The following is a 14,477-nucleotide window of genomic DNA, read 5'->3' on the forward strand; positions in this document are numbered from 1 at the left end:
CAGCCTTTCCTTGCTGGCGAGGGCGGAATTCGGAGCGTACTTTGGGTGTTGTAAAAAACTGGAACGTGTCCAAGTAAGGGGAGTGGGGATCTTTCATGGCCATCATCGAGACCGAGGCGACGCTGCACGAGGCGCACCGGGACAATCACACGCACCGGGACGTGAACGGCGGCTGGCTGCGTCCCGCGGTGTTCGGCGCGATGGACGGCCTCGTCTCCAATCTGGCCCTGATGACCGGTGTCGCCGGCGGGGCCGTCGGTCAGCAGACCGTGGTCATCAGCGGACTCGCGGGGCTGGCCGCCGGCGCCTTCTCCATGGCCGCCGGCGAGTACACCTCCGTGGCCTCGCAGCGCGAGCTCGTCGAGGCCGAGCTGAACGTGGAGCGGCGCGAGCTGCGCAAGCACCCGAAGGACGAGGAGGCCGAGCTCGCCTCGCTCTACGAGGGGAGAGGCGTCGAGCCGAAGCTGGCCCGGGAGGTCGCCCGGCAGCTGTCGAAGGACCCGGAGCAGGCGCTGGAGATCCATGCACGCGAGGAGCTGGGCATCGACCCCGGCGATCTGCCCTCGCCCACCGTCGCCGCGGTGTCGAGCTTCGGCTCCTTCGCGCTGGGCGCGCTGATCCCCGTGCTGCCGTATCTGCTGGGCGCGAGCACCCTGTGGCCCGCGGTGCTGCTGGCGCTGCTGGGGCTCTTCCTGTGCGGCGCGGTCGTGGCCAAGGTGACGGCCCGCACCTGGTGGTACAGCGGGCTGCGGCAGCTTTTCCTGGGAGGCGCGGCGGCCGGTGTGACGTACGCCCTGGGCACCCTGTTCGGAACGGCCGTAGGATAGCTCGGCTCGGACTTATGCGTGAGGCCGTATAAATAGCCGTTACTCGCTGGTTTCGGATCCGCAATCACCGGGCATGAGCCGTAAGCGCTGCGGGCAACGACGCTCGCCGCGCACCCCCAGCGGGACGGGCGAAGGCGCCTGTTCCCGCCATCGGGCCCGACGGGCATCGATCTCACCCGGTCGTTCCGTACTGGCCCCCCATAGCTTCCACCGTCGGCGCGGAACCCCTGTCGCACCCCTACGGTGTCCGCATGTTGGAACGGATTATCTTGCTTTCCGAGAACCGCTCCATCATGTAACCTGCACGAAATTTTGCGATCACGCAGAGGGCCAACGTCGTCCCTCGGCACCTTGTATATGCCACATGACGACGACGGGAGAGCCGATGCGTACGCCGCGCCAGCCGTCCCAGCACTCCGCGAATGGCCAGAACTGGTCCTTCATGGATGCTCGCCCTGCTGCGCAGGGTATGTACGACCCCCGCAACGAGCACGACGCCTGCGGCGTCGGCTTCGTCGCCACCCTCACAGGCGAGGCGTCCCACACGCTGGTCGAGCAGGCTCTGACCGTCCTGCGCAACCTCGAACACCGCGGTGCCACCGGCTCCGAGCCCGACTCCGGCGACGGCGCGGGGATCCTGTCGCAGGTCCCGGACGCCTTCTTCCGTGAGGTGGCCGAATTCGAGCTGCCCGAGGCCGGCGGCTACGCCGTCGGTATCGCCTTCCTGCCGGAGGACTCCACCGCCGACGCCGTCTCGAAGATCGAGACAATCGCGTCCGAGGAGGGCCTCACGGTGCTCGGCTGGCGCGAGGTGCCGGTCGCTCCCCAGCTCCTGGGCGCCACCGCCCGGTCGACCATGCCGGTCTTCCGCCAGATCTTCGTCGGGGACGGCTCCTCGACGGGCATCGACCTCGACCGCAAGGCGTTCGTGCTGCGCAAGCGCGCCGAGCGCGAGGCCGGCGTGTACTTCCCGTCGCTGTCCGCGCGGACCATCGTCTACAAGGGCATGCTGACCACCGGCCAGCTCGAGCCCTTCTTCCCGGACCTGTCCGACCGCCGCTTCGCCTCCGCGGTCGCGCTCGTGCACTCCCGGTTCTCGACGAACACGTTCCCGTCGTGGCCGCTGGCGCACCCCTACCGCTTCGTCGCCCACAACGGTGAGATCAACACCGTCAAGGGCAACCGCAACTGGATGGTCGCCCGCGAGTCGCAGCTGGTGTCGGACCTGTTCGGTGCCGATGACAAGGCCATAGAGCGGATCTTCCCGGTCTGTACGCCGGACGCCTCCGACTCCGCCTCCTTCGACGAGGTCCTCGAACTCCTGCACCTGGGCGGCCGCTCCCTGCCGCACTCCGTGCTGATGATGATCCCGGAGGCGTGGGAGAACCACGACTCCATGGACCCGGCCCGGCGCGCCTTCTACCAGTACCACTCCACGATGATGGAGCCCTGGGACGGCCCGGCCTGTGTCACCTTCACCGACGGCGTCCAGGTCGGCGCCGTGCTCGACCGCAACGGCCTGCGCCCCGGCCGCTACTGGGTCACCGACGACGGCCTCGTCGTCCTCGGCTCCGAGGTCGGCGTCCTGGACATCGACCCGGCCAAGGTCGTCCGCAAGGGCCGCCTCCAGCCCGGCCGCATGTTCCTCGTCGACACCGCCGAGCACCGCATCATCGAGGACGACGAGATCAAGGCCGAGCTCGCCGCCGAGAACCCGTACGCGGAGTGGCTGGAAGCCGGCGAGATCGAGCTGGGCGACCTGCCCGAGCGCGAGCACATCGTCCACACCCACGCCTCGGTCACCCGCCGCCAGCAGACCTTCGGCTACACCGAGGAGGAGCTGCGCGTCCTCGTCGCGCCGATGGCCAAGGCCGGTGCCGAGCCGATCGGCTCGATGGGCACCGACTCGCCGATCGCGGCGCTCTCGGACCGCCCGCGGCTGCTCTTCGACTACTTCACCCAGCTCTTCGCGCAGGTCACCAACCCGCCGCTGGACGCGATCCGCGAGGAGCTCGTCACCTCGCTGCGCTCCGCGCTGGGCCCGCAGGGCAACCTGCTCGACCCGAACGCGGCCTCCTGCCGCAGCGTCCTGCTGCCCTTCCCGGTCATCGACAACGACGAGCTGGCCAAGCTCATCCACATCAACGCCGACGGCGACATGCCCGGCTTCAAGGCCGCGACGCTCTCCGGCCTGTACCGGGTGCACGGCGGCGGTGACACGCTGGCCGCGCGCATCGAGGAGATCTGCGCCGAGGCCGACGCCGCCATAGAGAACGGCGCCCGGCTGATCGTCCTGTCGGACCGCCACTCCGACGCCGAGCACGCGCCGATCCCCTCGCTGCTGCTCACCGCGGCCGTCCACCACCACCTCATCCGCACCAAGCAGCGCACCCAGGTGGGCCTGCTGGTCGAGGCCGGCGACGTCCGCGAGGTCCACCACGTCGCCCTGCTCATCGGCTACGGCGCCGCCGCCGTCAACCCGTACCTGGCGATGGAGTCCGTCGAGGACCTGGTCCGCGCCGGCACCTTCCTGCCCGGCATCGAGGCCGAGAAGGCCATCCGCAACCTCATCTACGCCCTCGGCAAGGGCGTGCTGAAGGTCATGTCCAAGATGGGCATCTCGACCGTCGCCTCCTACCGCGGCGCCCAGGTCTTCGAGGCCGTCGGCCTGGACGAGACCTTCGTCGAGAAGTACTTCAACGGCACCGCCACCAAGATCGGCGGCGTCGGCATCGACGTCGTCGCCAAGGAGGTCGCCGCCCGCCACGCCAAGGCCTACCCGGCCTCCGGCATCGCCCCGGCGCACCGCGCGCTGGAGATAGGCGGCGAGTACCAGTGGCGCCGCGAGGGCGAGCCGCACCTCTTCGACCCGGACACGGTCTTCCGCCTGCAGCACTCCACGCGCTCCGGCCGCTACGACATCTTCAAGAAGTACACCGAGCGCGTGAACGAGCAGTCCGAGCGGCTGATGACGCTGCGCGGCCTGTTCGGCTTCAAGTCGGACCGCGAGCCGATCTCCATCGACGAGGTCGAGCCGGTCTCCGAGATCGTCAAGCGGTTCTCCACGGGCGCCATGTCGTACGGCTCCATCTCCCAGGAGGCGCACGAGACCCTCGCCATCGCCATGAACCAGCTGGGCGGCAAGTCCAACACCGGTGAGGGCGGCGAGGACCCGGAGCGGCTGTACGACCCGGCCCGCCGGTCGTCCATCAAGCAGGTCGCCTCCGGCCGCTTCGGTGTGACCTCCGAGTACCTGGTCAACGCGGACGACATCCAGATCAAGATGGCCCAGGGCGCCAAGCCCGGCGAGGGCGGTCAGCTGCCCGGCCACAAGGTCTACCCGTGGGTCGCCAAGACGCGTCACTCGACGCCGGGCGTCGGCCTCATCTCGCCGCCCCCGCACCACGACATCTACTCCATCGAGGACCTGGCCCAGCTCATCCACGACCTGAAGAACGCGAACCCGCAGGCGCGGATTCACGTCAAGCTGGTCTCGGAGGTCGGCGTCGGCACGGTCGCCGCGGGTGTCTCGAAGGCGCACGCGGACGTCGTCCTGATCTCCGGCCACGACGGTGGCACGGGCGCCTCGCCGCTGACGTCGCTCAAGCACGCCGGCGGCCCCTGGGAGCTCGGCCTCGCCGAGACCCAGCAGACGCTGCTGCTCAACGGCCTGCGCGACCGCATCGTCGTGCAGACCGACGGCCAGCTCAAGACCGGCCGTGACGTGGTCATCGCCGCGCTGCTCGGCGCCGAGGAGTTCGGTTTCGCGACCGCGCCGCTCGTCGTCTCCGGCTGCGTCATGATGCGCGTCTGCCACCTGGACACCTGCCCGGTCGGCATCGCCACCCAGAACCCGACGCTGCGCGAGCGCTACTCCGGCCAGGCCGAGTACGTCGTGAACTTCTTCAAGTACATCGCCGAAGAGGTCCGCGAGATCCTCGCCGAGCTGGGCTACCGCTCCATCGAGGAGGCCGTCGGCCACGCCGAGACCCTCGACGTCACCCGCGCGGTCGACCACTGGAAGGCGCAGGGCCTGGACCTGGAGCCGCTGTTCCACGTGCCCGAGCTGCCCGAGGGCGCCGTCCGCCACCAGCTCATCGCCCAGGACCACGGTCTGGAGAAGGCGCTCGACAACCAGCTCATCAAGCTGGCCGCCGACGCCCTGTCCGCCACGGACGCCACCGAGGCCCAGCCGGTGCGCGCCCAGGTGCAGATCCGCAACATCAACCGCACGGTCGGCACCATGCTCGGCCACGAGGTGACGAAGAAGTTCGGCGGCGCGGGCCTGCCCGAGGACACCGTCGACATCACCTTCACCGGCTCCGCCGGCCAGTCCTTCGGCGCGTTCGTGCCGCGCGGTGTCACGCTGCGCCTGGAGGGCGACGCCAACGACTACGTCGGCAAGGGCCTCTCCGGCGGCCGTGTCATCGTCCGCCCGGACCGCGGCGCCGACCACCTCGCCGAGTACTCGACGATCGCGGGCAACACCATCGCCTACGGCGCGACCGGCGGCGAGCTGTTCCTGCGCGGTCGCACCGGCGAGCGGTTCTGCGTCCGCAACTCCGGCGCCACCGTCGTCTCCGAGGGTGTGGGCGACCACGGCTGCGAGTACATGACCGGCGGTCACGCGGTGGTGCTCGGCGAGACGGGCCGCAACTTCGCGGCCGGTATGTCCGGCGGTATCGCGTACGTCATCGACCTCGACCGCGACAACGTCAACGTCGGCAACGTGGACGCCGTGGAGCCGCTGGACGACACCGACAAGCAGTGGCTGCACGACGTGGTCCGCCGCCACCAGGAGGAGACGGGCTCGACCGTCGCCGAGAAGCTCCTGGCCGAGTGGGACACCGCCGTCGAGCGCTTCAGCAGGATCATCCCCAGCACGTACAAGGCAGTGCTCGCCGCCAAGGACGCCGCCGAGCGAGCCGGTCTCTCCGAGACCGAGACCCACGAGAAGATGATGGAGGCGGCGATCAATGGCTGACCCGAAGGGCTTTCTGAACCACGGCCGCGAGGTCGCCAAGTCCCGTCCGGTCGAGGAGCGCCTCAAGGACTGGAACGAGGTCTACGTCCCCGGCTCCCTGCTGCCCATCATCAGCAAGCAGGCCAGCCGCTGCATGGACTGCGGCATCCCGTTCTGCCACAACGGCTGTCCGCTCGGGAACCTCATCCCCGAGTGGAACGACTACGCCTACCGCGAGGACTGGGCGGCCGCCTCGGAGCGGCTGCACGCGACGAACAACTTCCCGGAGTTCACGGGCCGGCTGTGCCCCGCTCCGTGCGAGTCGGCGTGTGTGCTCGGCATCAACCAGCCGGCCGTCACCATCAAGAACGTCGAGGTCTCGATCATCGACAAGGCGTGGGAGACCGGTGACGTCGAACCCCAGGCGCCCGAGCGCCTGTCGGGCAAGACGGTCGCGGTCATCGGCTCGGGCCCGGCCGGTCTGGCCGCCGCCCAGCAGCTCACCCGCGCCGGTCACACCGTCGCCGTCTACGAGCGCGCGGACCGTATCGGAGGCCTCCTGCGCTACGGCATCCCCGAGTTCAAGATGGAGAAGCGGCACATCAACCGCCGTATCGAGCAGATGCGCGCGGAGGGCACCCGCTTCCGTACGGGCATCGAGATCGGCCGCGACCTCAAGGCGACGGACCTGAAGAAGCGGTACGACGCGGTGGTCCTGGCCGTCGGCGCGACCACGGCCCGTGATCTGCCGGTGCCCGGCCGCGAGCTCAAGGGCATCCACCAGGCCATGGAGTACCTGCCCCTGTCCAACAAGGTCCAGGAGGGCGACTTCGTGGCGCCCCCCATCACGGCCGAGGGCAAGCACGTCGTGGTCATCGGCGGCGGCGACACCGGCGCGGACTGCGTGGGCACCGCCCACCGTCAGGGCGCGGCCTCCGTCACGCAGCTGGAGATCATGCCGCAGCCGGGCGAGGACCGTGCCCCGAACCAGCCGTGGCCGACCTTCCCCATGCTGTACAAGGTCACCTCCGCGCACGAGGAGGGCGGCGAGCGGGTCTACTCCGTCTCGACGACCCACTTCGAGGGCGACGAGGACGGCAACGTCCAGTGGCTGCACCTCACCGAGGTGGAGTTCATCGACGGCAAGCTGACCCCGAAGCCGGGCAGCGAGCGCAAGATCCCCGCCCAGCTCGTCACCCTCGCCATGGGCTTCACCGGCACCGACCGGGACAACGGCCTCGTGGACCAGTTCGGCCTGGACCTCGACGAGCGCGGCAACATCGCCCGCGACGGCGACTACCAGACCAACGTGCCGGGCGTGTTCGTCGCCGGTGACGCGGGCCGCGGACAGTCGCTCATCGTCTGGGCGATCGCGGAGGGCCGCTCGGCCGCGCGCGGGGTGGACCGCCACCTCACGGGCGCCAGCGAGCTGCCGGCTCCGATCCGCCCGACGGACCGTGCGCTGATGGTCTGACGCGCACACCCAGAAACGTCCCGTACAAAGGCGTACGGGCGGGTCATCTGGGGGGGGCTTCCCCCCCAGCCCCCCCGAGACAGCGCCTGCCCTACAGTCCCCGACCGGACGACCGGGCAGGCGCTGTCGCATGCCGTCGGATGCCTGCTCTCAGCCGTGTCCGTCCGGCCACACCTGGATGTGGTCCTCCTCCAGCTCCAGCAGTACCCGGTCCGCCATGCCCAGCGCCGTCGTGTACTCGTCCGGCAACTGGAGGCGGCCCGCGCGGTCGAGCATCGCGTACTCGCGGGCCACCAGGGACTCCTGGCCCGCCTCGTCGACCTCCGTGCGGCGCAGTACCTCCGTCGAGGTGCGGCCGTCGCGGATCGCGACCGTGCGGCGGACCTCGCCGGCGACCGCCTGGTCGTGCGTGACGATGACGATCGTCGTGCCCAGCTCCTCGTTGGCCCGGCGGAACGCCGCGAAGACCTGTTGCCCGGTCGCCGAGTCCAGTTCGCCGGTCGGCTCGTCGGCGAGCAGGACGGCGGGGGAGTTGGCCAGGCCGACGGCGATGGCGACGCGCTGCTGCTGACCGCCGGACATCTGCTGGGGACGCCGGTCCCGGCAGTCGGCGACCCCGAGCATGGCCAGCAGTTCGTCAGCCCGTCCGGCCCGCTTCTTCTTCGGCGCGCCCGCCAGTTGCATGGGCAGGGCGACGTTCTGCGCGGCCGTCAGATACGGCAGCAGATTGCGGGCCGTCTGCTGCCAGACGAAGCCGACCACCTCGCGCCGGTAGCGCAGCCGCGCCTTGGCGTCCATCGCCAGCAGATCGCGGCCCGCGACCTTCGCGGCGCCCGCGGTCGGGACGTCCAGGCCCGCGAGGATGTTCATCAGCGTCGACTTGCCGCTGCCGGACGCCCCCACCAGGGCCATCAACTCGCCCTCCCGCACCAGGAGATCGAGCCCCTGGAGCGCCTGCACCTCCATGCCGTCCCCGCCCCCGCGCTTGGCGAAGATCCGCACCAGCCGGTCGCAGGCGATCAGGGCGTCGTGCCCGTAGGCGGGCCGGTCGCGGTGGTGCGTCGCCCGCCGCTCCAGCTCCGCGAGCGACTCCGTCGTAGCGCTCATCGCATGTCTCCTGCCCTGAGGTGAGTGATCGGTGTCCGGCGGCCCGCCCACCAGGCCTGTGCCACGGCCACCGCCCCCGCCAGCAGCACCGCGGCCGCGGCGGGCAGGGCCAGCGACCACACGTCGGCCCGCAGCGCGGCACCGCCCGGCGCCGTCCCGCCGGACGCGTCGGGCAGCGCCAGCCGGTCCAGGTCGATGCCGGGGGCGAGCAGCCCCACCGTGGCCCAGCCGACGGCCATGCCCCCGCCGGCCGCGAGCAGCGCCAGGGGCAGTGCCTCCAGGCCGAGCAGCCGCCGCCCCTGGCGGGCCGTCAGGCCCAGGGTGCGCAGCCGGGCCAGCAGTGCGGCGCGTTCCGGAGCGGACCGCAGCAGGCCCAGCACCAGGGCGAGCAGGGCGTACCCCGCGCCCGCCACGACGGCCCAGACGTAGATCCGCTCGGCGCCCGTCTGCAACGGCGAGTCGGACAGTGCCGCGCGTGCCTCGCCGCGCAGTGTCACGGAGAGGCCCGCCCCGGTGCCGTTCACGGCCGTCCGCAGGGCCTCGGCGTCGATCCCGGACCCGGTCGCCAGCAGGACCGAAGGGGCGCCGAAGTCCTTCAGGCCCGCCGCGTCGACCAGGAGGAAGTCGCCCTCGGGGGCGGCCGGGGTGCGGGGGCGCACCGCGGTGATCCGCACCGTCACGGCTCCGCCCGGCAGCACGATCCGGTGCGGAGACCGCCCGATCCGCTTCGCGACCTCGGGGGAGGCGACGGCGTCCAGCACCCCGCCCCGGGCCCCCAGCCGGTCGGCCGTGAAACCGCCGAGTCCCGTCCGCCGGGCCAGCTCCGCGTAGGAGCCCGGCTCGACCCCGGCCACCGGCAGCGACTCCGCCTCGTCGGTCTCGCGCTCCGCGGCGTACTCGATTCCCACGGCCGTGACCTGCCGTACGCCCGCCACTTCCCCCACCGCCCGGGCGAGTCCCGCCGGGAGCGGGGTGCCGTCGGTCGTGGAGATCCGTGCGTCCGCGCCGGTCTCCAGCAGAGCGGCACGGTCCCGGGCGTCCGCCACGCCCGCCAGCACGGATCCGCCGAACGCGGCCGTCGTCAGGGCCGTCAGCAGGGCGAGCAGCGGCAGCGCGGCGACCGCCGCCGCCGAGCGGCCCGCACGGGCCAGCGACAAGAACCCGACCAGACCGCGCAGCCGCCCGGCCGGGCCGGCGGCCCACCGCAGGGGCAGGGGATACAGCCGTACGAGGACCAGCGCGGCGACCAGGCCGACGAGCACCGGGGCGGCGCTCACCAGCAGATCGCCCGACCCGCCGCTCGTACCGCGGCGGCGTAGCGCCGCCACCGAGCCGACGGCCAGCACCAGCAAGGTCAGTTCGGCGACCGTGCGGCGCCGGCCGGGCCTGGTGTGGGCGAGGTCGTCCCGCTCCTGGTGCGCCCTCGGCCTGCGATGCGCCAGGGCCGCGCGCACCGGCAGCCCGGCGCAGGCGAGCAGGGCCACGGCGCCCGCCCCGAGCACGGCGGGCAGCGACCGGGCCTCGTCCACGACGAGCACGGCGAGCAGCAGCCCGCAGGCCGCGGCGGGCACCGCCGGGGCCGCGGTCTCGGCGAGCAGCCGCCCGGAGATACCGCGCAGGGAGCCGCCCCGGGCCCGCAGCAGGGCGAGTTCGGTGTCGCGGCGCGCGGCGGCCACCCCGGCGCTCATCGTCAGGACGACGACGGCGACCGCGGCGATCCCGAAGGCCGCGACGGCCACCACGGGCGTGATCGCGTCCCGGGTCGCCGTGTACGAGCCGACGACCTGTTCCAGGCCGGTGGAGAGCTGCGCCACCGGACCGGCGGCGCCGCGCATCCGCACCAGCCCGGGCCCGTTCTCCAGGGACGCGACCCCCTCGACGAGCGCCGTCGTGTCCCCCGAGGTGAGCCCCCCGGTCGCGGGCGCGAACCGCCAGTACTTCTCCGGCTCGCCCTGGCTGCCGAGGAGCGCGGGAGCGGCCCCGGGCGCCAGCAGGAGACCCGCCTCCCAGTAGAACTGCGGCGGACGTGCGTTGCCGCTCGCCAGGGCCGGAGCGCGCAGGGTCGGCTCCGCTGACCAGTAGCTCCGCTGCGGATGCCGGGGTTCGAGGACGCCCGTGATCCGTACGGTCAGCGGCCGGTCCTGGAAGCCGGCCAGGGTGAGTTCGGAGCCGGCCCGCAGCCGCAGGACGCGGGCGGTCTGGGTGGTCACCGCTCCCTCGACCCGTCGGGTGTCCACGGTCACCGATGTGCCGGCGGTGGGCATCCGGCCCTCCCGGACGTCTGCGTGGCCGGCCGCTCCCGACTGCGCGAGCACGGTGAACCGGGGCGGCAGCCCGTCGGGCCGGGGCAGCGAAGCGTCCAGCGCCTCCAGGCTCTTCGCGGTGCGCACCCCGTACGCCGATTCGGCCGGGTCCGCCCGCAGCGGTTCGGGCAGCAGCGCCCGCGCCGAGCCCTCGACCGCCCGGAGCGCCTCCGGCAGCACCGCGTCCGCCCGGGCCGCGTCCGGCTCCTCGAGACCGGGCTGCGGCGCCTTCAACTCCAGCACGGTGGACTCGGGCGAGGCGCCGGCGAGGGCCTCGCGCAGCCCGTCCGTCTCGTACGCCTCGACGGCCCGGGGCAGGAGGGCGGCGAGGAACGCCGTGACCAGCACCAGCAGCGCGAAGGCGACGGCGGACACCGGCGCGGTCCGCAGCCGGGTCCGCACCCAGGGCGCGCCCTGATCCTTCCGCGGCATCTCAGTCCTCCCCCTGATGGCGGAGCGCGACCGCCGGTTCGGCGCGGCGCAGCGCCGACGCGACGGTGATCAGCAGCAGCGGGGCGGCCACCCCCGCGAGGAGCAGCACCACCTGGAACAGCGGGAGTTCGACGAGGACGGGCGGGACCGGCCGCCCCGCACCGGACGTCAGCACGATCAGCGGCACGACGGCCCGGGTCAGGACGGTACCGAGACCGAGCCCGGCGAGCAGCCCGACACCGATGAGCAGGCTCTGCTCCGTCGCGACCAGCCGGGCGAGATCCCGGCGGGGGGCGCCGAGGGCGCGCAGCACGGCGAACTCCGCGGACCGCTCCCGCCGCGCACCGGCGGCGCTCACCGCGAACCCCCCGGCGGCGAGGAGAGCCGCGGCCACCGCCACCGCCGTCAGGGCCGAGCGCGGCCCGGCGCCGAGCGGATCCCGCAGCAGTTCGGCCGCCGTCTCGTCCCGCACCAGCACCTGGTTCGGCCCGAGGTCGGGGCGCGCCCGCAGCGCGGCGGCGACCTCGTCGGCCTTGCCCGGGGCGGCGCTCACCCACCACTCGGTGGGGGAGAGCGGCGCACTGGACCGCTGGGCCAGCACGGCGTCGACGGCCCGCAGATCGAGCAGCAGCGCCCCGCCGTTCACGGTCTCCCCGGCCAGGTCGGTCGCGGCGGTCGGCAGCTCCTCGACCGCCCGTACGATCCGCACCCGGAGCTGTTCCCCGGACAGCGGGACGTCGACGGTGTCGCCGGGCTCGGCTCCCGCCGCCCGCAGGAAGTCCCGGGTGGCGACGGCGGCGAGCTCCTTCGGTGCCCTCGCCCCGGCGGTGGTGACGCCGACCGTGTAGATCGACGGGGCGATGAAATTCTCGTCGCGGCCGGCGCCGGTGCCGTACGACACGGTCAGCGGCGCGTCCCCCGCTACGGCGGGCTTCGCCGCCCCGCGGCTGACGACCTCGCCGTTCTCCGTCACGACCTCCTGGCCCTGCCAGCGCGTTCCGGCGGGCACCGGGACGGTCCGTGCGGAGCCGTCGCGGCCGGTGGCGAGCAGCCGTTCCACGGTGAACCGGTGCTTCTCGGAGCGGCCGACGGGAGAGGTGTCGTCGAGCTGAAGTCCGGTCAGCCGCAACGGTCCGGCCGGGGCGGCGCGGCGGCCCGTCGCCGTCACGTCCAGGTCGAGGGTGATGCGGTGGACCCGGCCGTCCACCGGGACGTTCCCGGCGCCCAGCCGGTACCCGATGCCGTACCGGTCCTCGACGACCACCGTGAGCTGGGGCGCCCGGCCTGAGGGGGAGCGCCCCGTCCGGGCCTGCGCGTCGGTGATCCGCGCGTCGAGGGCGAGCCGCCGGGTGCCGTCGGGGAGCCGTACCGCCCGCCGGGCGTCCCGCGCGGGCGGTGCGAGGGCCCGCAGCAGTGTCGCCGGGGGCTCGTCGGCGAGATCGCCGCGCATCAGCATCCCCTCCCCGGCGTGGGCCGTGTCCAGGGCGAGGACCGTCGCCTCGCGGTCGCCGGAGAGGGCCAGGGCGGCGCGGTGCGCGGGGGCGGCGTCCCGGGCCCCGGGCAGCGCGGCGTAGAGGCCGGTCTGCCCGGGGCTGCCGGGCCGGTAGTCGAGGACCCGGACGGCGGCGCCCGTCCGGAAGTCGGCCTGGTCGTCCTGCGACCGGTCCCAGGACGCGCCGTGCCCGATCGCCAGCATTCCCGTCGCCACGGCGATGACGAGCAGCAGCACCGGACCCGCCCCGCGCAGCGGACGCCGGCTGAACTGCCACCCGGCCAGCGCCGCCGGCAGCCCCCGCCCGCTCGCCGACCGGCGCTCCGCGAGCCGGGCCGCGAGCGGCAGCAGACGCAGCGTCAGGACCGTGCCCGCCAGCAGCGCCAGCGCGGGCGCCGCGACCAGCAGCGGATCGATGCCCAGGTCCCCGGCCCGGTCCCGGCTCAGCACCCCGCCGCCGGTCGCGTCGGTCTGCCGGTCGAGCTGCCAGTACGCCACGCCCGCGATCAGCAGCAGCGCGACATCGGCTCCGGCGCGCACGGGCGCGGCCGAGGCCGTGGCACGGACGCGCCGCAGCCGTACGGGTGTGCCCGCCGTGGCGGCCAGCGCGGGTGCCACTACCGCCACCGCGCACGCCGCCGCCACCCCGCCCGCGACCAGCCAGACCCGGCCCGCCGGGACGGCGTCGAGCCGCAGCCCGATCCCCTCCAGGGAGGACCACCGGGCGAGCAGCCGGGCCAGCGGGCCGGACAGCAGCGCGGCACAGACGGCGGCCGGGACCGCGAGCAGCAGCGCCTCCAGCGCGGCGAGTCCCGCGATCCGGCCGCGTGATCCGCCCCTGGCCCGCAGCAGCTCGGTCTCACCCGCCCGCTCGCCGTCCAGCAGCCGGGCCACCAGCAGCAGCGCGTAACCGGCGAGCAGCACCAGCTGCACGGAGACGATCATCAGCGTCGACCGGGCCACCAGCAGGGACCGCCCGGTCCGGTCGAGCACCTCGGGCAGCTCGGTGCGCACGTCGGCGTCGCCCCCGAGCGCCGGGTCCTCGCGCAGCGCCCCGGTCGCGCGCACGGCCGCCGCGCGGAGCGCGCCGATGCCGTCGGTGGTGACGGTCCGGTAGTCGGCCGTCGCCACCCAGCCGGTGCCGTCCGCCGTGACCCGGCCGGAGGCGAGCGCCGACGCGTCGGCCAGCAGCGGCCCGTACGTGGTGAAGGCGACGGTCCGCACGCCCTGGCCGCCGAGGATGTCCGCCTGCCAGTAGGGATCGGCGCTGTCGGCCGCCCGGTACACGCCGGTCACCCGGACCCGGAGCGGCTTGCCGCCGAGCCGGTCGGTGAGCGTGACGCGCGCCCCGGGCCGCAGCTTCAGCCGGTCGGCCGCCGCCTCGGGCAGCGCGACGGGCACGGCTTCACCTTGTGCCGTCGGCGCGGGGCCCGGCAGACCGCCCGAGACCAGCCTGATCCGCGAGCGGTCGAGGGCGGCGAGGTGGGTGAGGTCGGGCTCCCCGGCGGGGGCGTCGGCCGCCTGGAGGGAACGGGGCAGCGCGTACGGCCCGGACCGCTCCAGCGTCCGCACGGTCACCGGCAGCCCGCCGAACGCCTCCCGCGCCCCCTGCTCCACCGCCCGCCGCGCCGCCTCCCGCCGCTCCCGGGGCACGTCCGCCTCGACGACCAGGGAGGCGGAGGCCGCGGCCCGTCCGTCCAGGGCGCCGCGCAGCGCCGCGTCCCCGACGGAGCCGGAGAAGGCGGCGAGGGCGGCGAGCACCGAGGTGGTCAGCAGTACGGCGAGCAGGGCGGCCACGAGAAGCAGCCGATGCGCACGCAGGCGCAGCAGCAGTAAGCCCGTCACTCTTCCCCCACCCCGTCGGCCCAGCCGCTCTTCC

6 protein-coding genes are annotated in these 14,477 nt (G+C 73.6%); 3 read left to right on the forward strand and 3 right to left on the reverse strand.

What is annotated here, in order from left to right; translation table 11 throughout:
- Nucleotides 1-95 precede the first annotated feature (95 nt).
- The 3 genes from KJK29_RS28780 (at nucleotide 96) to KJK29_RS28790 (ending at nucleotide 7,264) form a co-directional block, all read left to right on the forward strand.
- Nucleotides 96-827, forward strand: a complete 732-nt coding sequence (locus KJK29_RS28780; RefSeq protein ID WP_215122087.1) for a VIT1/CCC1 transporter family protein — start codon at nucleotides 96-98, stop codon at nucleotides 825-827.
- A 385-nt stretch (nucleotides 828-1,212) separates the two neighbouring features.
- Complete coding sequence (gltB, locus tag KJK29_RS28785) at nucleotides 1,213-5,811, forward strand: glutamate synthase large subunit (protein WP_215124501.1); 4,599 nt, start codon at nucleotides 1,213-1,215, stop codon at nucleotides 5,809-5,811.
- Entirely contained in the window at nucleotides 5,804-7,264 is a 1,461-nt protein-coding gene (locus KJK29_RS28790) for a glutamate synthase subunit beta (protein ID WP_215122088.1), read from the forward strand. The genes gltB and KJK29_RS28790 overlap by 8 nt, the downstream gene beginning before the upstream one ends.
- Nucleotides 7,265-7,414: 150 nt before the next feature.
- Here the strand turns inward: KJK29_RS28790 and KJK29_RS28795 are convergent, their stop codons facing one another.
- From KJK29_RS28795 to KJK29_RS28805, 3 genes are read right to left on the reverse strand one after another with little or no spacing between them, the layout of a single operon-like run.
- Nucleotides 7,415-8,371, reverse strand: coding sequence for an ABC transporter ATP-binding protein (locus KJK29_RS28795; RefSeq protein WP_215122089.1), 957 nt, complete (start codon nucleotides 8,369-8,371; stop codon nucleotides 7,415-7,417).
- Nucleotides 8,368-11,106, reverse strand: a complete 2,739-nt coding sequence (locus tag KJK29_RS28800) for an ABC transporter permease (protein ID WP_215122090.1) — start codon at nucleotides 11,104-11,106, stop codon at nucleotides 8,368-8,370. The genes KJK29_RS28795 and KJK29_RS28800 overlap by 4 nt, the downstream gene beginning before the upstream one ends.
- Nucleotide 11,107: 1 nt before the next feature.
- Complete coding sequence (locus tag KJK29_RS28805) at nucleotides 11,108-14,443, reverse strand: FtsX-like permease family protein (protein ID WP_215122091.1); 3,336 nt, start codon at nucleotides 14,441-14,443, stop codon at nucleotides 11,108-11,110.
- Between the last annotated feature and the right edge of the window lie 34 nt (nucleotides 14,444-14,477).

Source organism: Streptomyces koelreuteriae (assembly GCF_018604545.1).
In the GTDB taxonomy this organism is placed as follows: Bacteria; Actinomycetota; Actinomycetes; order Streptomycetales; family Streptomycetaceae; genus Streptomyces; species Streptomyces koelreuteriae.